Raw genomic sequence first — 18,242 nt, forward strand, 5'->3', positions numbered from 1 at the left:
CCGCGTTGGGAGGTGTGCGCCGCGTTGGGAGGTGTGCGCCGCGTTGGGAGGTGTGCGCCGCGTTGGGAGGTGTGCGCCGCGTTGGGAGGTGTGCGCCGCGTTGGGAGGTGCGCGCGGCGTTGGGAGGTGCGCGCGGCGTTGGGAGGTGCGCGCCGCGTTGGGAGGTGCGCGCGGCGTTGGGAGGTGCGCGCGGCGTCGGGAGGTGCGCGCGGCGTTGGAGGGTGCGCGGCGGGTGCGGCTCAGCGGACTCGGGTACCGAGGAGGTGGCGGACGCCTGCGATGAACAGTTGCAGGCCGAAGTCGAAACGGGCGGTGGGGTCGGGGGTTTCGTCGAGGGGGGTTTCGTCGTCGGGGAGGGCTCCGGCGGAATCCATTTGCATCCTGGACTGTTCGTCGACGGTTTGGCCGAGGACGTAGTAGAGCAGCGTGAACGAGGTGAGTTCGGCTTCGGGACGGGGCATGCCCGCGCGAATGGTCGCGCTCACCATGCGTTCCCGGCCCTTGCTCGTGGTGAGCCTTGATGCGTAAGTGGCCGAGACCAATTCGGCGCCGTCGCGGTAGGCGAGCAGGCAGTCGCGCAGCCGGTGCGCCAATTCGCTGAGCTGGCCGGACCATTCGGTGGCGTCGATCGGATCGTCCATCGGCAGCAGTATCTTGTCCGCGACCGCGCCGAGCAGGGCCTGTTTGTTGGGGAAGTGCCAGTACAGCGCGCCAGGCTGCACCTGGAGCGAACCGGCGAGCCTGCGCATGGTGAGGTCGGCGAGGCCGTACTGGTCGAGAATCGCGATGGCGCCGTCGACCACGTCCGCTCTGTGCAGTTGCACCCGAATTCCTCCCTGTCCGATCGCGGCGCTCGCGGCCGTCGTCGTGGTTACGCAGGTTACCGTCGCTCGCGCGTCGGCGGCCCGCGCAGCCCCCGTACCCGGCTCGCAGTGTTTTGACTCACTGTCTCGTCTACCCTAGCCTGAACACCGTTCAAGTTGCCCGGCCACCTCGGCCGACCGAAGGGATTCGCGCAGTGACCCAGGCTCCTGTCGATACTGATTCACCCGCCCCGCCGGCTCCGCCGGCTGCCAACCCCAGGATCCTTGCCATCGCCCGCGAGCAAGTGCTCGAGCGCGGCGAAGGACTGACTCAGGAGCAGACCCTCGAGGTGCTCCGCCTCGGCGACGACCACCTCGAAGAGCTGCTCGCCCTGGCGCACGACGTGCGGATGAAGTGGTGCGGCCCCGAGGTCGAGGTCGAGGGCATCATCAGCCTCAAGACCGGCGGCTGCCCGGAGGACTGCCACTTCTGCTCGCAGTCCGGTTTGTTCCAGTCGCCGGTGCGCGCGGCCTGGCTCGACATCCCTAGCCTCGTCGAGGCCGCCAAGCAGACCGCGAAGACCGGTGCCACCGAGTTCTGCATCGTCGCCGCCGTGCGCGGACCGGACGAGCGGCTGATGGCGCAGGTCGCGGCCGGTGTCGAAGCCATTCGCAACGAGGTCGACATCCAGGTCGCGTGCTCGCTCGGCATGCTCACCCAGGAACAGGTCGACCAGCTCGCCGCCATGGGCGTGCACCGCTACAACCACAACCTGGAAACCTCGCGGTCGCACTTCCCGAACGTGGTCACCACGCACAGCTGGGAAGAGCGTTGGGACACGCTGCGGATGGTCCGCGAGGCGGGCATGGAGGTCTGCTGCGGCGGCATCCTCGGCATGGGCGAAAGCCTTGAGCAGCGTGCGGAATTCGCGGCGAACCTGGCCGAGCTCGAGCCCGACGAGGTGCCGCTGAACTTCCTCAACCCGCGCCCTGGCACCCCCTTCGGCGACCTCGAGGTGCTGCCCGCCGCCGACGCACTGCGCGCCGTCGCCGCGTTCCGGCTCGCGTTGCCGCGCACCATCCTTCGCTTCGCGGGCGGTCGCGAGATCACCCTCGGTGACCTCGGTGCCAAGCAGGGCATCCTCGGCGGCATCAACGCCGTCATCGTCGGCAACTACCTGACCACCCTCGGCCGGCCCGCCGAGGCGGATCTCGATCTGCTCGGCGAGTTGAAGATGCCGATCAAGGCGCTCAACGAAACCCTCTGAGCGCACGCATGAGTAATGTCATGGGCATGGACGAGCGCTACAACCCGTTCACCGGCAAACGGATCGTGCCCGGCCTCGATGACGCCGTGCCAGCGGCCGCCGCGCTCGGGCTGGAGCCGCCGCGCTTCTGCGAGCACTGCGGTCGCCGGATGATCGTGCAGGTGAGCCCCGACGGCTGGTGGGCCAAGTGCTCCCGGCACGGTGTGATCGACGCGGCCAGTCTGGAACTGCGCTAGTGCAGGCGTCACGGATCGGGTTCCGGCGTGAGGCGCGGGCCGCGGTGATTGTCGCGGTGGCCGTGATCGTGGTGAGTGCGCTCGGCGGCGTCGGGTGGGGTCTGCTCGCGCCGACCGAGCAGCTGTTCGTGGTCGAGCCCGGCCGCGGTGCCGTGTTGACCGGGGAGAGCGCGCATCAGTTCGACGCGGTGGCGATGTTCGTGTGCTTCGGCGCGGTGACCGGGCTGTTGACGGCGGTCGCCGCGTGGCGCTTGCGCGGCGCGCGCGGGCCGCTGTTGCAGATCGGGCTGCTTGTCGGCTCGCTGATCGGGGCCGTGGTGATGGCGCGGCTCGGCGAGCAGGTCGCGCAGTGGTACCACCCGCGTCCGCACGATCCGCCGATCGGGCAGATCGTCGAGCTGCCGGTCGAGGTCGGCACCTGGCTCGCGCTGATCGTGCAGCCGCTGATCGCGTCGCTGCTCGTGCTGTTCTTCGCCGCGCTGAGTCCGTCGGAGGATCTCGGCGCCGGTACTCCCGTCGCGAGCGGATCGCTCGGCCCGGCAGGCGCGTTCGGACCGTACGGCGCCGCGTCGTACCCAGCGGCGGCCGGGCCACTCCCTTACGGTAGTTACGAACCGGCCAGGGAGGCCGGTTCCGGTTCGTTGCCGGAGACTCGTCCCCACCGCTGAGGCGTTATCCGAACCGTTGCCCGCGGGACGGCACATGCGTACCAAAACGGCCTAGAATCGTGGGACACGCTGTGCGTTCAGAGAGGAACGAGTCGTGGCGTTCGTCGGTAGCGGGCCCATCGTCGAGGAACTCGACGCCAAATTCTGGCGGGTGGTCGAACCGCTCGTCTATCACGGTAGCTCCGAGGAATTCGTGATCCCCGCAGGGTTCCGCACGGACTTCGCCTCGGTGCCGCGAGCCCTGGTGTGGCTCGTACCCCGCTACGGCGTGTACACCCGCGCCGCCATCCTGCACGACTACCTGCGCAGCTCGCACGCGGTGAGCGTCGCGGACGCGGACGGGATCTTCCGGCGCTGCCTGCGCGAACTGGGTACCGCGGTGCCGCGCCGCTGGATGATGTGGGCCGCAGTGCGATTGGCCAGCGGCCTGCGTGGCGCGAGCCCCGGCGACGTGGCCGCCTGGGTCCTGATCGCGGTGCCATCCGTTGTCTTCCTGGCGATTCCGGCGATCGTCGTGCAGGTCTTCTTAGTGCTGTTCTGGTTGGTGGAGCTGGTCTTCTGGGGGATCACCCGGGTGTTCACCCGCACCGCGGTTCCCCCACCGCAGCCACAGATGAAGACTGCCTGAGCTGGTCTCGAGGTAGCGTTTCTAGGGTGCGCACGCGGTGGCCAGACGCAGTTCGCCGGTTCCGTGCTGCGCGGATCACGCTCGGCTCAGGGGATCAACCGTGAGGGGCCGGCGCGGCCGCGACAGGCTGGTCGAGCAGGTGCGCGGACTGATCTCGACATTGCGGGTGCCGGATCCGTGGGACCTCGCGACCTTCCTGGAGCAGGTAACGGCATTGCTCGGCAAAAAGATTCGGCTCATCCCGCTGCCCGTGGACTCGGTCCATGGCCTGCCCTGCGGTTTCGTGCTCGAACGCGCCGCCGACATCGTGATCGCCTACGACGCGCACAGCTCCGGCTATCACGCCGATCACATTGTGCTGCACGAGATCGGGCATCTGTTGCTCGATCACGCCGACAGCACGGCCGACGGGACCACCAGGGCGACGGTCGAAATCCTTTTTCCCAGTATGGATCCCGACAGCGTGCTGCGGGTACTGCAGCGCAGCGATTACAACGATGCCGCCGAACGGCAAGCGGAACTGTTCGCCTCGCTGGTCATGTCCGAATCCCGAACGGCCACCGCGGGTTCGCCGTTGCGCAGGCTCATGTTCTTGGACTGAGCTGCGACACATGGTGACTTCATCCTGGCCGACCGCGTGCTCGCTGCCGCTGGTCGGTTACGTCTGGATCCTGGTGGTGGTGCGCCTCACCGCCTTTCGTACCTCGCCCCTCGATCGGCACGCGAATCTGGCCCTCATCGCGCTGACCGTCGCGTCGACCATGCGTGAACCCACCACGCAGCGCTGGATCGTCGACCTGTGCGGTGGCCACGTTTCCGGTGCCTTCCTGTTCCAATTCGCGATGATCCTCATGGGCGGGGTCGTCGGGTTCAACGTGTTGATGGTCGCCACCGCCTCCGGACGGGCCTACCGGCCGGTGCTAGTGCACGGTATTGCCGTGGCCGGTGCGTTGGCCGCGCTGTACTTCGGCACCGGAGCGCGCGATCACGGTGTGTTGATCGAGGAGGAAACCGGTTGGGCGCCACTGGGTTTCTGGCTGTCGCTGCTGCCGTTGATCGTCTGGCTCGACTACTTGGTCATCCGGGTCGGTGTCGCCGAATTGCGGAAGCGGTCCGATCCGAGAGAGGTGCTGGTTTACGCGGCGATTTCGCTGTTTCCGCTGGTCCACCTGATCGGGTTCAGCTCGGCGCCGGTCGCGACGATCTTCCTGATCCACGGTGAGCACAACGTCTTCACCGCGATGCTGACCCTGGCCGACCGTGACATCCTGCTGTATCAGACCGCGCTGTTCGCCATCGGCATGACCGTGCCGATGCTGTTCCGGCTCGTCGCGCGACTCGGCTTGGACAGTGCGTCGCGCAGCCGAAAACGGTTGCTACCACTCTGGTCCGACCTGACCGCCGCCTGCCCGGAGATCGTCTACCGCGAACCAACCCCCGATCTCGGCAGCCGATTCCTGTTGCACCGCACGGTGATCGAGATCCGGGACTGCCTACGCATCCTGTCCCGCTATATCCCGGACGCCGCCTCCGACACCGGCGACACGCACGCCGTCCGGGCCTACGCGATCCAGCTCGCGCACGCCTGTGCCGCCAAGTCCGCAGGCGTACCCGCCTCGGCCGAGGTGCTCGCACTACCCTCCACCGCGGGCGACGTGAGCGCCGAAACCGCCGAACTCACCGCGCTTGCCGCGCACTGGAACCACGCGCGCACCGTCGTGAATCTCCCACGGCGTGCGGCGCACCCCGGCTGATCAGCGGCAAAATGGGTGGAGGGAATGTCAGGGGCGGGCGTAGCGTAGCTCAGTTGGATCGGTCAGCTATGGAAGGGAGGTCCGACGGTGCACGAGAACACGAGGGCGGCTGCTGCGGATCTGCCTGCCGAGCAGGTGCGTGAGCGGGCCGATCTGGTTGCGTGGCGGCGGCGGGATGCGTTGCGGCGCAGTAGCGCCGCGCAGCCGGTGGCGAACAAGCGGCGGTATCGGCGGGGGAGTAAGCATCGGAAGGCGATCGCCGAATCTTGAGTCCGCCGTTTCGGGATTACTCAGGTCGGTGGGCGCAGGGCGGCGAATTCGTCGGTGACGCGGATGCCGGAGTCGGTGTAGCGGTAGACGGCGGCGGGGCGGCCGCCCGCGCGGCCGGGGGCTCGGGTTTTGCCGGTGGGCGTGATTACCTTGCGGCGAGTGAGGACTCGTTGCAGGTTCGTGGTGTCCACGTCGTAACCGAGTGCCGCGCAGTAGATTTCGCGCAGCGTGGACATGGTGAAGTCGGCGGGGGCGAGCGCGAACGCGATGTTGGTGTAGGAGAGTTTGGCGGCGAGGCGGGTGCGGGCATGGTCGACGACAGTGCCGTGGTCGAAGGACATGAGGGGGAGTGCGGAGAGCGGGTGCCAGGCGGTGTCGTCGGGTAGCCGCGGGTCTGCTGTGAGCGGGACCAGGCCGAGGTAGGCCGAGGCGATGCGGCGCGGGGCCGGGACGCGGTCGGGGGCGCTGAAGACCGACAGCTGCTCGAGATGAGCCAGCTCGCGCACATCGACCTTCTCGGCGAGCTGGCGCCGAGCCGAGGTGTCGAGGTCCTCGTCGTCGCGCAACCGGCCGCCTGGAAGCGACCAGGTGCCCTTTTGTGGGTCGAGCGCGCGCTGCCAGAGCAGCACCGCCAATTCGGTCCGATGTCCAGGTGAGCGGCGACCGTTTACCTCGTCTCCGGCGTCGGCAGGGCTGGGACCTGCGGCGATGTTCGCGGGAAAGCGGCGAACCTGGAACACCGCGGTGAGTGATTCGTGGATAGTGCTACTATGGGCCACGTTTTCGATTGTAAGTCGAAAACCTGGTTTAGTGCGAATCGGCGGAGTAGCTGATCGCGCGACGAAGGGAGCCATCATGGCGACGATGGGTGCGAAACTAGCGCCTCCGCTGATGGGGCAGGTGTTCGATGGGCCGTCGGGGTTCGCAGGTGTCGAAGCGACCCCGGAGTGGGCGCAGGAGATCAAGCGACTTGCCCGCGAACGAAACGCGACGATCCTCGCGCATAACTATCAGTTGCCGGAGATCCAGGACGTGGCCGATCACGTCGGCGACTCGCTGGCGCTGTCCCGGATCGCGGCCGAGGCACCGGAGGACACGATCGTGTTCTGCGGCGTGCACTTCATGGCCGAGACCGCGAAGATCCTCAGCCCCGCCAAGACCGTCCTGATTCCCGATCAGCGGGCAGGCTGCTCGCTCGCGGATTCCATTACCGCGGCCGACTTGCGTTCCTGGAAGGCCGAATTCCCGAATGCGGTGGTGGTGTCGTACGTGAACACCACCGCGGAAGTGAAGGCGCTCACCGACATCTGCTGCACCTCGTCCAACGCGGTCGACGTGGTCGCCTCGATCGACCCGGACCGTGAGGTGCTCTTCCTGCCGGACCAGTTCCTCGGCGCGCACGTCAAGCGGGTCACCGGCCGCGAGAACATGCACATCTGGGCGGGCGAATGCCACGTGCACGCCGGCATCAACGGCGACGAGCTGACCGAACAGGCGCGCACCCACCCGGACGCGGACCTGTTCGTGCACCCCGAATGCGGTTGCGCCACTTCGGCGTTGTACCTGGCGGGCGAGGGCGCGTTCCCGGCCGAGCGGGTGCACATCCTGTCCACCGGCGGCATGATCGACGCGGCCAAGCAGGTGCAACAGCACCGTGGCCAATCGACCCAGGTACTGGTCGCCACCGAGATCGGCATGTTGCATCAGCTGCGAAAGGCCGCCCCCGGCATCGACTTCCAGGCCGTGAACGACCGGGCCTCGTGCAAGTACATGAAGATGATCACCCCGGCGGCGCTGCTCCGCTGCCTGGTCGAAGGCCGCGACGAGGTGCACGTCGATTTGGAAACCGCTGCGCGTGGCCGTAATTCGGTGCAGCGGATGATCGAGATCGGCACTCCGGGCGGTGGTGAATGACGCCGACTCCTGCCCTTGCGGCGGTGGTCGGACAGCGGTTTCGGCACAGCACGGTCGTCTCGGCGAAAGCGGGGACGACCGGCCGGACACCCATTCTCGTCGCGGGTGACCCGCGCAACACACAGAGAGGCACGGGCGAATGACTCCAGTGTCGATCGACTGGGAAACCGAAGCCGATCTGGTGGTGATCGGCGGCGGCGTCGCCGGGCTCACCGCGGCGCGCACCGCGTCGCTGCGTGGGCTGCGGGTGCTCACCCTCAGCAAAGGCGGCGCCGCCGATACGTCCACCCAGTACGCCCAGGGCGGGATCGCTGTTGTTGCGCCGCATGGTGATTCGGTGGAATCGCATGTGCACGACACGGTCGAGGCCGGTGCGGGGCTGTGCGACGTCGACGCCGTGCGATCCATCGTCGAGGGCGGGCAGGCCGCGGTCGCGGCGCTGACCGATCTCGGCGCGGTCTTCGATCTCGGCCGGGACGGTCAGATTTCGCGGACCCGCGAGGGCGGGCACAGCACTCGGCGCATCATCCACGCGGGCGGCGATGCCACCGGCGCGGAGGTGCAGCGCGCGCTGAACGCGGCCGGGCTTCCGGTGCTGTTCGGCGCGGCCGCCTGCGAGATCCTCACCGGGCCTACCGGCGTACAGGGTGTTCTCGCGGTGTCCGACAAGGGATTCGGTGTGGTGCATGCGCCGGCGGTGCTGCTCGCGACCGGTGGTCTCGGTCAGCTCTACGCGCTCAGCACCAACCCGCCCGGTGCGACCGCCGACGGTGTCGCGCTCGCGCTGTGGGCCGGAGCCGCGGTGGCCGATCTCGAGTTCGTGCAGTTCCATCCGACCGTGCTGTACACGCCGGGTGGACTCGGACGGCGCCCGCTGATCAGTGAGGCCGTGCGCGGCGAAGGTGGCATTCTGGTTGACTCCGAAGGAGATTCGGTGACGGCCGGGGTGCATCCGCGCGGCGATCTTGCACCGCGCGACGTGGTCTCGCGTGCCGTCGCGGCCCGCATGCGCGCCCTCGGCACCGACCACGTCTACCTCGACGCGCGGGCCATCGACGGTTTCCCGCAACGGTTTCCGACGATCACCGCCTCCTGTCAGGCTGCGGGAATCGATCCGCGCACCGACCTGATCCCGGTTGCCCCGGCGGCGCACTATCAATGCGGTGGTGTGGTGACCGACCCGCACGGCCGCACGAGGGTGCCCGGTCTCTACGCGGCGGGGGAGGTCGCCCGCACCGGTCTGCATGGCGCGAATCGGTTGGCGTCCAACAGCTTGCTCGAAGGTCTTGTCGTCGGCGAACGTGTCGGCGCGGCGGCCGCCGAACGGCTCGGCGAGCGAAGTCGAGTCACCGATATACCTACCCGTGTCGCCGAACGCGCGGATCGTCGTGTGCTGCAGCAACTGATGACCGACCACGCGTCGGTCGTGCGTGACCGCGCCGGTCTGGACGAGGCGATCAAGCGCATGAAAGATGCTGTGACGCAACGCGAAACTGTGGTCGTTAGGGCCGAGTCGAGCTTCGCCGGTCGTGTCGGGGAAACCGAACTGTCAGGGTCGCATGCGACACCCGACACCGAGATCGCCCGGCGTATCGCGGGAATCGAGGACGCGGCACTCACCTTGGCGGCGCGTACTTTGCTGCTCGCCGCCTCTGCCCGCACCGAAAGTCGCGGTTGTCACACCCGTTCCGACCATCCCGACCCCGACGACCGGCTCCGCCACAGCATGTCGGTCGTCCTGGATGAGGACGGACGTCCCCGGCTCGACCCATGAACACCCGACCGGCGAGTGTCGCGGCAAAGAGCGAGAAGCCTTGCCATGGAGTGTCACTCACCCCTGGTACGTACGACGAAGAGATAGAGGAGTGGTTGATGGCTCTGGATAGTGGGTTGGATCGGGATGAGGTCGTTGCCCTCATTCGGAACGCCCTGGACGAGGACTTGCGCTACGGGCCGGACATCACGACCGCGGCGACGGTACCCGCCGACGCGGTGGTGAAGGCGTCCGTGGTGCCGAGGCAGCCGGGGACGGTCGCCGGACTCGATGTCGGATTGCTGGTGTTGGACGAGGTGATCGGCGCGGGGAACTACGAGGTCACCGGACGTGTCGCCGACGGAACCCGGGTCACCCCTGGACAATCCGTGCTCACCGTGGTCGCACCCACCCGCGGCCTGCTCACCGCCGAGCGCACCATGCTCAACCTGGTCTGCCACCTCTCCGGCATCGCCACCGCCACCGCCGCCTGGGTGGACGCGGTCGCGGGCACGGATTGCCAGGTCCGGGACAGCCGCAAGACCCTGCCCGGCCTGCGCGCGCTGCAGAAGTACGCGGTGCGGGTCGGCGGCGGGGTGAACCACCGAATGGGTCTCGGCGACGCCGCCTTGATCAAGGACAACCACGTCGTCGCCGCCGGCTCGGTGGTCGAAGCGCTGCGTGCCGTCCGCGCGTTGGCCCCCGATATCGCCTGCGAGGTGGAGGTGGACAGCCTCGAACAACTCGACGCCGTCCTCGCCGAAAACGTGGAACTGGTGCTGCTCGACAACTTCCCGCTCTGGCAGACCCAGGCCGCCGTGCAGCGCCGCAACGCGACGGCGCCGAAGACGAAACTGGAATCCTCCGGTGGACTTAGCCTCGACGTCGCCGCCGAGTACGCGGGGACCGGCGTCGACTACCTCTCCGTCGGCGCCCTCACCCACTCGGTGCGGGTGCTCGACCTCGGGCTCGACATGTAGCGAACGGCGTTTGTGATGGATCGAGGGGGAACTGGTGTAAGTGGGCTCTCGGCCGATGCCGCCACCAGTTCCCCATGATCATTCGTCCAACTGGAGCCGTGGGCGGCTGAACTCGGGGATTCTCGCGGGGGAGTGGCGTGTCTGACGCTGGTTGGGCGGTCGCGGCCCCAGCTGTTAGCCGAGTATTTGCCATGGCCGGGTATCCTGCGGCGATGACTGGTGGCCGTCGCTCACTCGCGTGGTTGTTGTCGATCGTGACCGTGCTGGCCGCGTCGTGGCTTGCCGCACCGTCGGCGTCTGCCGAGCCCGACTGTGCTGGCGATGTGGCCGTGCGGTCGATCGCCGCCGTCGTCGATGGCGAACAGGCGACCGGGCGGATCTATGAGCCGTATCGGTGCGATCCCGGTGATCTCAGTCCCCGCGGCCTCATCGTCGCGGTGCATGGTTATAGCGAGACGGCCGCCTCCTATCCCGACGTCATGGCAGGGATCGCCCGGCGTACCGGCGCCGCGCTGCTGACGCTGGATCAGCGTGCCGAAAACAGCGTGTGGAAGCCAGGCGAGTTCAGCCCCTGGGCCGGTTGGCATGACACGGTGGCCTTTACGCAGCAGTACAAGGCCGAGCACCCATCGATCGGCAAGACGGTGCTGTGGGGGTGGAGCCAGGGCGGCTTGACGGCCGGGTTGGCATCGGCGTACGGGCCCGCTGGGCTGTTCGACTACGTGGTGGATGCCTTCGCGCCGACGAATGTCATCGACTACTGGAATCTGACCAGCGTGCTCTTTCCGGTGCAGCACGGGCAGATCGAGCGTGACGCGGGTGGTTGCACGCCGCAGGAGTGTCCGCAGGCGTACGCCGACCGCTCCCTGGTCGCCGTCGCGCCGAAGTTGCAGGCGGATCGAATCTTCTTGATCCACGGGCTTTTTGACGTGGATGTGCCGTACCAGCATTCGGTCGACTTCAAGAACGCGCTGGCGGCGGCGGGCAAGCCGTACTCGATGTACACGGTGGTCACCGATCGCGGTCCCGACGGGAGCATCCAACCCGGCGTGCACGACGTCGGTCCGACGTGGCAACAGGGCATCTGCGTGGTCGAACGGGTCGCAGAGGGGCTGGAGCCGGTGGACGGCGCGTCCCGCGACTACGTCATCAACGTGCTCGCCGGTGTCGACACCGCGCCCCCGCCACCGCCGGGCACTAACTGCGCGGCGTGATCAAGCGGTCAGTTCGCGTTGCAGCGGAGTGCGGAAGCGGGGGATAGCGCGCACGTCACCGAACCATTCGGTGGTGCGCGCGGCTTCCGCCTCGATCATCGCCGTGGCGTCGGCGCCCACGTCTTCCAGTAGGCGATAGACGATTTCGCCGTCCGTGCGCTGCGCCCAACCGCCGACGATGCGCCCGTCCCACCAAATGGTCGGTCCGATATTGCCATTGGTGTCGAACAGGGCCGGTGCGTGCGGGCCGAGGTACCAGTCGCGGGACTGCCAGCCCATCGGGGTCGGATCGAGGGCGGGCAGCAATGCGGCCCAAGGTTCAGGTGCCGCAACGGGTTCCGCGTCGTCGGCAAGCAGAAGTCCAGTGGTGCCATTCAAATCGACCTCGACCACATCGAGATCGGCGAGCGCCTTGCGGGTTTCACCGAGGCCCCAGCCGGTCCACCACTTGAGGTCGGTGATCGGGGCGGGGCCGAAGGTGTGCAGCCATTGCCGGAGTAGTTCGGCGCGTGCCTGTTCGGCGGGCAGCGCCGGAACCCCTTCCGGCAGCCAGGATTCGATGGGTTCCCAGGTGTATTGGCTGCTGGTCCAGCTGCCGTTCGGGCGGCCGCGGACGATGCGGCCTTCGCAGCCGAGGGTCACCAGCACCCAGGTGGTGATGTTGGTCGGCTTCGAATACGCCTTCTCCGGAGCGGTATTCACTTGCGTGCGCAGCCGGGGCACGAGCTTGCTCAGCTGAACGCCGGTGGCCGCGCCCTTGGCGAGCAGCGCGTCATGCGTTTCCGCCTCGACCTCCGCGAGCCAACCCCACACGTCGCCCTCGACGGCGCCGGACTGCTCGATGTACTTGCCGTAGGTGCGACGTTGCTTGTGCGCCAACGCATCCGCGCACGACGCCTGCAGCACCGGGACCAGCTCGACCGGTGCGACGTACATGGTGCGCCGCATCGCGAGCATGCGCAGCAACGTCCGGTCGTCGTAGAGCGCCTGCTCCACATCAGCCGGGCGGGCGGTGTTGCTGCGTGCCCCGACCGACAGATACACCGTCGCCGGATCGGTCGCGTGCAGCACCACCAGCGACCGGACGATCTCGGCGACCTGATCGGTCCGGGTCGGCGCCGCGAGCCGGTGCCGCACGGACAACCGAGCCCGTCGCTCGGCCACATCAATCGAACGCATAAGCGAATCTTAGCGTTCGACGGTTCGGTCAGAGTCCAAAGTCCTGCGGGTTCAGTCGCAGCGTCTGGCAGGCCGCGCGGACGGCGGCGATCTCGGACTCGTCGAAGTTGCCGTCCGCGTTGCCGATCATGATGCCGATCCGGATCACCGCGTCGGCCTCGGTCGGCTTGCTCGCCGCCTTGCCGATCTGCTGCAGGACGTGCGCGCGGCCGAAGGCGGGATCGCTGGTCAGGCGGTCGCAGTTGTCCTCGAACCGGGCTTCGCCGAACAGTCTCGGCCGCAAAAAGATTCGGCGTCAGTCCGCCGGTTCCCAGGCGCGGACCAGGTCGAGCAGGCCGGGGAAGCGGGCGTCGAGGTCGTCGATCCTGACCTTGCTGCGGCGTTCGAGTCCGTACCGCTGCTGCCTGGTCACGCCCGCCTCGCGCAGCACCCGGAAGTGGTGGGTGAGTGTGGATTTCGGTCGGTCGATGTCGAACCAGCCGCAGGAGCGGTCGGTGTCGGGGGATTCGATCAGCAGCTTCTGAATCATGGTCAGCCGCAGGGGATCGCTGAGCGCGGCGAGCACCTGGTCGAGGCGCAGGTCGGCGCGGTCGGGCTCGGGGAGCCGGGTATCGGGGGCTGCGGTGGCCGCTGGCATCGGGTCTCCTGAGGTCGTCTGCGCCTTGTACGTGTTTTATCGTACTAGATGCTAAGTTCGACTCCGGTCGTACAAGTACGAGAAAAGTCGAACTAGTGGAGGTTGGCATGACGATCGCGGTGGACCGGGAGTTGGTGGAACGGTCGAGGAACGGCATCGTGTGGCTGGCGGCATGGCCGGTGATGGCGGTGTTCGTGCTGTCGAACGCGGCGACACCGCTGTATGTGGTGTGGCAGCGCCAGCTCGGCTTCTCCTCCGGCACGCTGACGGCGATCTTCGCCAGCTACATCGCCGGACTGCTCGGCGCGCTGCTGGTCGCCGGTGTGGTGTCGGATCGGGTCGGGCGTAAGCCGGTGCTGCTGCCCGCGATAGCGCTGGCGATGGTGGCGTGCGTGCTGTTCGCCACCGCGAGTTCGGTTGCGGTGCTTGCTGTCGCGCGGTTGCTCACCGGAATCGCGGTGGGTGCGGCGGTGTCCGCGGGGATGGCGGCGGTGACCGATGTCGGTGGGTCCGCGCGCAAACGGCTTGCGGCGCTGGCCGCTTCGTCGGCGATGGTGTTGGGCGCCGGGTTCGGGCCGCTGCTGTCCGGTGTGCTGTCGGAGACTGTGCCCGGGCCGACGGTCACCATCTTTATTGTCGAAATCGCGCTGCTCGCCTCGGCTTTCGTGGTGGTGGCCCGGCTGGATCTGCCCAAGGGCGCGGGCGGTCGCGGCCCGTGGATTCGGATTCCCGCGGTGGCGCCGGGTGGGCGGACGGCGATGCTGCTCGGTATCGCGGTGTTCGCGCCGGGGATCACGTCCACCTCGTTCGTGCTGTCACTGGGTCCATCCCTGCTCGCGCACCTGCTCGGCGCCACCAATCGAGTGATCGCGGGCGCGCTGGCCTTCGTGATGTTCCTCGGCGCCACCGGCATTCAGTTCGCCGCGCGACGACTACGGGTCCGCACCATCCTGCTCGGTGGCGCGGTCGCCACAACAACAAGCATGCTGACACTGATCCTGTCCCTGCAACTATCGTCACTCGCCCTGTTCGGTACAGCCGCCATCCTCGCCGGAATCGGCCAGGGCTTAGGCCAATTCGGCGGCCTCACCGCCATCAGCACCACCGTCCCCGCCGACCGCCTAGCCGAAGCCAACGCCGCCCAAAACGTCGGCGGCTACCTCCCCGCCGCCATACTCCCACTGAGCGCAGGCTTCCTCAGCGACACAATCGGTTTGACCAGCGGCGCAACAGCTTTCGCGATCGTAGTAATCGCGGCCGCTATCGGGGGCGGTGTTCTGGTCGGTCTTCGATCGACTGCGCCGAGTACCGCCAGGCGGTAGGCCCGACGTTCGCATCTGGGCACCGCCGACCGAAGGCGACGCCGCCGAGTGCGTCCCCGTCGGCCACCGATTCAGGTGATCACTCGGTCAGGCGCTGCCCGGCCCATCGGTCGGCGAATCGGCACTCAGCCACCACAGGAGATCGAGGCGAGTCATACGGTCGCTAAAAGATCTCGAGCAGCGACCATTTGACTCACTTGATCTTGAATGCTCGACAACGCCACCACAGCCAGATGACCACCTCGGGAACGTGGCATCGCGCACCTGACGTGCGCCTAAAGCCGGGTACGGCAGGCGACGCGCCCACACTACTTACAGGAATACCTGGGTGGGTCTTCAGCTCACTGGGCTGGTTGCGTCGAGAGTTCTTAGCTGTACTCACCCGGTAGGTGTACCTGTCCCAGGGAATGACCGAGTAGTGCTGAGCGCGTCGGGTGCCGTACCCGGCTTTCTCTTCCGCAGCCTGGGATGGGCAACGCCTGAGTTCCAGCGTGCGGACTGGCTGTGGTCCCGTTGACTGAGCTTCCGGGATCGAGGCGAGTCAAATGGTCATTGGCGAGTTGAGGTGAGTCATATGGTCGCTGTTGGAGATCGTTTAGCGACCATATGACTCGCCTCGATGGGGTCCGGGCGGGTGCGGTGGTGGCGTGCCCTATTTCGCCAGTGCGTGTCGGCATGGTGGAGTCCACACGTGGCAGTGTCGCCGATGGGAACAGGATCGTGACTGGCTGCGGTTGACGTTGACAAGATCGATGATGAAGTGAGGGTGAGATGGTGTCGCAGTGCGCTTTGCGTATAACGGGCGGGGTGCGGTCATGAGCAAGCCGACTGACCCGCCTTACCGCTGGAATGGGGCGGAGCTGGATCTTGACGGGTATCTGGCGCGTATCGGGTTCGATGGGGAGCGTGCGCCGACGGTTGAGACATTGCGGAAGTTGGTCTACGCGCATACCACTACGATTCCGTTCGAGAATCTGGAGATCATTCTCGGCCGCCCTATTCTGCTCGACCTGGAGTCGTTGCAGGACAAGATGATTCGGCATCGTCGTGGCGGCTACTGCTATGAGCAGGTCGGCTTGTTCGCGGCCGCGCTGGAACGGCTCGGGTTCGGCGTCACCGCGCTGAGTGCGCGGGTCACGATGGGGGCGGACGAGGGTGTGCGTCCGGCGACCCACGCTCTGCTGCGAGTGGCCACCGGTGACGACGATCGAGTGTGGTTGTGTGACGTGGGATTCGGCTCCGGTCCGCTCGAACCGTTCGAATTGTCCACGGAAGTAAGCGAATTCACGGCGGGTGATTGGCGGTTCCGGCTGGAGCTGACCCGGGGCGAGCTGGACAGCGACCTGTGGGTGCTGCACCAGTTCGGCAAGGAGGGCTGGATCAGCCGCTACACCTTCGCGATGACCCCGCAGTACCGCATCGACTTCGCCGTCGGCAACCACTTCGTCTCGACATCGCCGCGTTCGCCGTTCACCACCCGCCCCTACGCACAGCGCTTCACCCCCGATGTCCACCGCACCGTCGACGGCACCACCCTGACCGCCGAACGCCCGGACGGAACCAGCGAGACGCGCCTGATCGAGGCGACCGAACTGCCGAAGATCCTGGCCGAGGAATTCGATATCGTCCTCACCGACGCCGACGCATCCGCCCTGGTCACGGGCTCCTGACGCAGGCACGCCGGCGGTCGACCCCGGTGCGGCCTCTCCCACTGCGTCGGGGTCGACCGTTACAGTCGGCGGGGTGCGTACCCGCCGGAATTACCTCGTCCTGTTCGCCGCACCCGCGCTCGTGCTCGCCGCCTGCTCATCGGGCCCGAACCAGCCCGACACCGTTGCAGGCAAGTTCGCCGACGCGCTGAACCGCGACGACGTCGCGGCCGCGGCGGGGCTCACCGACGATCCGACGAAGGCCTCCGACGCCCTCGGCAAGCTATACGACGGCCTGGGCAAACAGGTGCACTTCGACGTCCGCTCGACCGACAAGAACACCTTCACGCTGGCCGCCACCTGGAAGCTCGGCAAGGACGGCAAGTCCGAGTGGACCTACACGACCACCGGCACCGCGGACGACGGCGGCAACGGCTGGAAGGTCAAGTGGAACCCGGACACGGTCGCGCCGGGTCTCTCGGCGGGCCCGCTGAGCTACAGCCCGGTCTATCCGCAGCCCGCCCGCATCCTGGATTCCACCGGCGGCAATCTGATGACCCAGCAGGTGGTCACGCTGGTGAACGTGAGCCAGGGCGCCGACACCGCCGCGCTCGCCGGGCTGCTCGGCCCGATCTCGCCCGATATCACCGCGCAGTCGCTGCAGCAGGATCTTGCTGGGGCGCAAGGGAAACCGATCACCGCGATCAGCCTGCGCGACACCGACCTCGCGCCGATCCAGCCGCAGCTGGCCGCCATGTCCGGCGTCACGCTCGCGCCGCAGACCCGCCTGCTCACCACCGACAAGTCCCTCGCGTCGCCGACCCTGTCGGGACTGGCCGAGCTGTGGCAGAAGAACGCCGACGACAACGCGGGCTGGGCGGTGCGCGCGCAGACCGGTGACGGCACGCAGCGCGTCGGCGGCCAGGACCCCAAACCGACCGCCGACATCACGTCCACCCTCGATATCGACCTGCAGCAGGCGGCCGAGGCGGCGCTCGCGCCGATCACCCAGCCCGCGGCGATCGTCGCGCTGCAACCGTCCACCGGCAATGTCGTCGCGGTCGCGCAGAACAGCCCCGCCGACGCGCAGGGTCCGATCGCGCTCACCGGCCTGTACCCGCCGGGTTCGACCTTCAAGACGGTCACCGTCTCGGCCGCGCTGCAAGCGGGCACGGTCACCCCGGACACGGTGCTGCCCTGCCCCGGCGTCGCGGATATCGAGGGCCGCAAGATCCCCAACGACAACAACTTCGACCTCGGCCAGGTCCCGCTGCACACCGCGTTCGCCAAGTCGTGCAATACCACGATGGGCGAGCTCGGGGTGAAACTGCCCGCCGACGCGCTGACGAACGCGGCCGCACAACTGGGTCTCGGCATCGACTACGTCACACCCGGCCTGACCACCGTGACCGGCAAGGTGCCGTCCGCGGACACCCCGGCACTGCGGGTCGAATCCGCGATCGGGCAGGGGCAGGTGACCGCGACACCGTTCGGCATGGCACTGGTCGCCGCGTCCATCGCGCACGGTTCGGTGCCGGCGCCGACGATCGTCAAGGGCCAGCCCGGTACGCCGGACAAGACACCGGCCCCGCTGCCCGCGAACATCGCCGACCAGGTCAAGGCCATGATGCGCGAGACGGTCACCGCCGGAACCGCGTCCCAGTTGCGCGATATCCCCGGCTTGCTCGGCAAGACCGGCACCGCGGAATTCATCGACGACACGCACGCGCACGGCTGGTTCGTCGGCATCCGGGATGACCTGGCGTTTGCCGTATTCATCAACGACGCGAACAGCTCGACGCCCGCCGTCGACGCGGCCGGACGGATGCTTCGCGCGGCGCGCTAGCCACGGCGCGCCGATGTGGGCGGAGAATATGCCCGTGCTGGCGCGGACCGAAGTCTCGCGGCCAGCTACACTCGTCCCCGGACCGCGTCTGTAAGCAATAAGCGGGATGTCACGATTTCGA

19 protein-coding genes are annotated in these 18,242 nt (G+C 67.6%); 14 read left to right on the forward strand and 5 right to left on the reverse strand.

Annotated features, from left to right (window positions below; genetic code table 11):
* Positions 1–239 precede the first annotated feature (239 nt).
* Complete coding sequence (locus tag OG203_RS39790; protein WP_405162350.1) at positions 240–824, reverse strand: TetR/AcrR family transcriptional regulator C-terminal domain-containing protein; 585 nt, start codon at positions 822–824, stop codon at positions 240–242.
* A gap of 194 nt (positions 825–1,018) precedes the next feature.
* Between OG203_RS39790 and bioB the strand changes: the two genes are divergently transcribed.
* From bioB to OG203_RS39825, 7 genes are all read left to right on the forward strand, one after another.
* Complete coding sequence (gene bioB / locus OG203_RS39795; protein WP_405162351.1) at positions 1,019–2,071, forward strand: biotin synthase BioB; 1,053 nt, start codon at positions 1,019–1,021, stop codon at positions 2,069–2,071.
* An 8-nt stretch (positions 2,072–2,079) separates the two neighbouring features.
* The gene (locus OG203_RS39800) at positions 2,080–2,307 is read left to right on the forward strand and encodes a hypothetical protein (RefSeq protein WP_357391300.1); all 228 of its coding nucleotides are present in this window, start codon (positions 2,080–2,082) and stop codon (positions 2,305–2,307) included.
* The gene (locus tag OG203_RS39805; RefSeq protein ID WP_405162352.1) at positions 2,307–2,975 is read left to right on the forward strand and encodes a DUF2567 domain-containing protein; all 669 of its coding nucleotides are present in this window, start codon (positions 2,307–2,309) and stop codon (positions 2,973–2,975) included. Before OG203_RS39800 ends, OG203_RS39805 begins: the two co-directional genes overlap by 1 nt.
* Positions 2,976–3,069: 94 nt before the next feature.
* Positions 3,070–3,603: a DUF1353 domain-containing protein gene (locus OG203_RS39810; RefSeq protein ID WP_405162353.1), complete on the forward strand. Its 534-nt coding sequence runs from the start codon at positions 3,070–3,072 to the stop codon at positions 3,601–3,603.
* A 100-nt stretch (positions 3,604–3,703) separates the two neighbouring features.
* Positions 3,704–4,204, forward strand: a complete 501-nt coding sequence (locus tag OG203_RS39815) for a hypothetical protein (RefSeq protein ID WP_405162354.1) — start codon at positions 3,704–3,706, stop codon at positions 4,202–4,204.
* 10 nt (positions 4,205–4,214) lie between these two features.
* On the forward strand, positions 4,215–5,357 hold the full coding sequence (locus OG203_RS39820) for an MAB_1171c family putative transporter (protein ID WP_405162355.1): 1,143 nt from the start codon (positions 4,215–4,217) through the stop codon (positions 5,355–5,357).
* Positions 5,358–5,444: 87 nt separating this feature from the next.
* Complete coding sequence (locus OG203_RS39825) at positions 5,445–5,627, forward strand: hypothetical protein (protein WP_405162356.1); 183 nt, start codon at positions 5,445–5,447, stop codon at positions 5,625–5,627.
* A gap of 20 nt (positions 5,628–5,647) precedes the next feature.
* On the opposite strand, the gene OG203_RS39830 is transcribed toward OG203_RS39825, so the two are convergent.
* On the reverse strand, positions 5,648–6,406 hold the full coding sequence (locus OG203_RS39830; protein ID WP_405162357.1) for an NUDIX domain-containing protein: 759 nt from the start codon (positions 6,404–6,406) through the stop codon (positions 5,648–5,650).
* A gap of 76 nt (positions 6,407–6,482) precedes the next feature.
* Here OG203_RS39830 and nadA point away from each other — a divergent pair, with 76 nt between their 5' ends.
* The 4 genes from nadA (at position 6,483) to OG203_RS39850 (ending at position 11,488) form a co-directional block, all read left to right on the forward strand.
* On the forward strand, positions 6,483–7,541 hold the full coding sequence (gene nadA / locus OG203_RS39835; protein ID WP_405162358.1) for a quinolinate synthase NadA: 1,059 nt from the start codon (positions 6,483–6,485) through the stop codon (positions 7,539–7,541).
* A 139-nt stretch (positions 7,542–7,680) separates the two neighbouring features.
* Positions 7,681–9,315, forward strand: a complete 1,635-nt coding sequence (locus OG203_RS39840; protein ID WP_405162359.1) for an L-aspartate oxidase — start codon at positions 7,681–7,683, stop codon at positions 9,313–9,315.
* A gap of 98 nt (positions 9,316–9,413) precedes the next feature.
* On the forward strand, positions 9,414–10,274 hold the full coding sequence (gene nadC, locus OG203_RS39845) for a carboxylating nicotinate-nucleotide diphosphorylase (RefSeq protein WP_405162360.1): 861 nt from the start codon (positions 9,414–9,416) through the stop codon (positions 10,272–10,274).
* A gap of 212 nt (positions 10,275–10,486) precedes the next feature.
* Complete coding sequence (locus OG203_RS39850; protein ID WP_405162361.1) at positions 10,487–11,488, forward strand: alpha/beta hydrolase family protein; 1,002 nt, start codon at positions 10,487–10,489, stop codon at positions 11,486–11,488.
* Here OG203_RS39850 and OG203_RS39855 read toward each other — a convergent pair whose 3' ends face one another.
* The 3 genes from OG203_RS39855 to OG203_RS39865 are packed head-to-tail and all read right to left on the reverse strand — an operon-like array spanning position 11,489 to position 13,304.
* Entirely contained in the window at positions 11,489–12,667 is a 1,179-nt protein-coding gene (locus tag OG203_RS39855; protein ID WP_405162362.1) for a winged helix DNA-binding domain-containing protein, read from the reverse strand. It abuts the gene before it with no gap.
* 28 nt (positions 12,668–12,695) lie between these two features.
* On the reverse strand, positions 12,696–12,950 hold the full coding sequence (locus OG203_RS39860) for a TerB family tellurite resistance protein (RefSeq protein WP_405162363.1): 255 nt from the start codon (positions 12,948–12,950) through the stop codon (positions 12,696–12,698).
* A gap of 12 nt (positions 12,951–12,962) precedes the next feature.
* Positions 12,963–13,304, reverse strand: a complete 342-nt coding sequence (locus OG203_RS39865; RefSeq protein ID WP_405162364.1) for an ArsR/SmtB family transcription factor — start codon at positions 13,302–13,304, stop codon at positions 12,963–12,965.
* 107 nt (positions 13,305–13,411) lie between these two features.
* Between OG203_RS39865 and OG203_RS39870 the strand changes: the two genes are divergently transcribed.
* The 3 genes from OG203_RS39870 (at position 13,412) to OG203_RS39880 (ending at position 18,121) form a co-directional block, all read left to right on the forward strand.
* Positions 13,412–14,626 (forward strand): MFS transporter, encoded by a 1,215-nt coding sequence (locus tag OG203_RS39870; RefSeq protein WP_405162365.1) that lies wholly within the window; start codon positions 13,412–13,414, stop codon positions 14,624–14,626.
* 815 nt (positions 14,627–15,441) lie between these two features.
* Entirely contained in the window at positions 15,442–16,296 is an 855-nt protein-coding gene (locus OG203_RS39875) for an arylamine N-acetyltransferase (RefSeq protein ID WP_405162366.1), read from the forward strand.
* A 73-nt stretch (positions 16,297–16,369) separates the two neighbouring features.
* Positions 16,370–18,121, forward strand: coding sequence for a penicillin-binding transpeptidase domain-containing protein (locus OG203_RS39880; RefSeq protein WP_405162367.1), 1,752 nt, complete (start codon positions 16,370–16,372; stop codon positions 18,119–18,121).
* Positions 18,122–18,242: the final 121 nt, after the last annotated feature.

Source organism: Nocardia sp. NBC_01499 (genome assembly GCF_045040275.1).
Classification (GTDB): Bacteria; Actinomycetota; Actinomycetes; order Mycobacteriales; family Mycobacteriaceae; genus Nocardia.

What these genes read in the sequence shown, in the direction of transcription:
- OG203_RS39865 (WP_405162364.1), bottom strand. Translation starts at nt 13,304, where the DNA reads ATGCCAGCGGCCACCGCAGCCCCCGATACCCGGCTCCCCGAGCCCGAC.
- OG203_RS39855 (WP_405162362.1), bottom strand. Translation starts at nt 12,667, where the DNA reads ATGCGTTCGATTGATGTGGCCGAGCGACGGGCTCGGTTGTCCGTGCGG.
- nadA (WP_405162358.1), top strand. Translation starts at nt 6,483, where the DNA reads ATGGCGACGATGGGTGCGAAACTAGCGCCTCCGCTGATGGGGCAGGTG.
- OG203_RS39850 (WP_405162361.1), top strand. Translation starts at nt 10,487, where the DNA reads ATGACTGGTGGCCGTCGCTCACTCGCGTGGTTGTTGTCGATCGTGACC.
- OG203_RS39870 (WP_405162365.1), top strand. Translation starts at nt 13,412, where the DNA reads ATGACGATCGCGGTGGACCGGGAGTTGGTGGAACGGTCGAGGAACGGC.
- nadC (WP_405162360.1), top strand. Translation starts at nt 9,414, where the DNA reads ATGGCTCTGGATAGTGGGTTGGATCGGGATGAGGTCGTTGCCCTCATT.
- OG203_RS39875 (WP_405162366.1), top strand. Translation starts at nt 15,442, where the DNA reads ATGAGCAAGCCGACTGACCCGCCTTACCGCTGGAATGGGGCGGAGCTG.
- OG203_RS39800 (WP_357391300.1), top strand. Translation starts at nt 2,080, where the DNA reads ATGAGTAATGTCATGGGCATGGACGAGCGCTACAACCCGTTCACCGGC.
- OG203_RS39840 (WP_405162359.1), top strand. Translation starts at nt 7,681, where the DNA reads ATGACTCCAGTGTCGATCGACTGGGAAACCGAAGCCGATCTGGTGGTG.
- OG203_RS39820 (WP_405162355.1), top strand. Translation starts at nt 4,215, where the DNA reads ATGGTGACTTCATCCTGGCCGACCGCGTGCTCGCTGCCGCTGGTCGGT.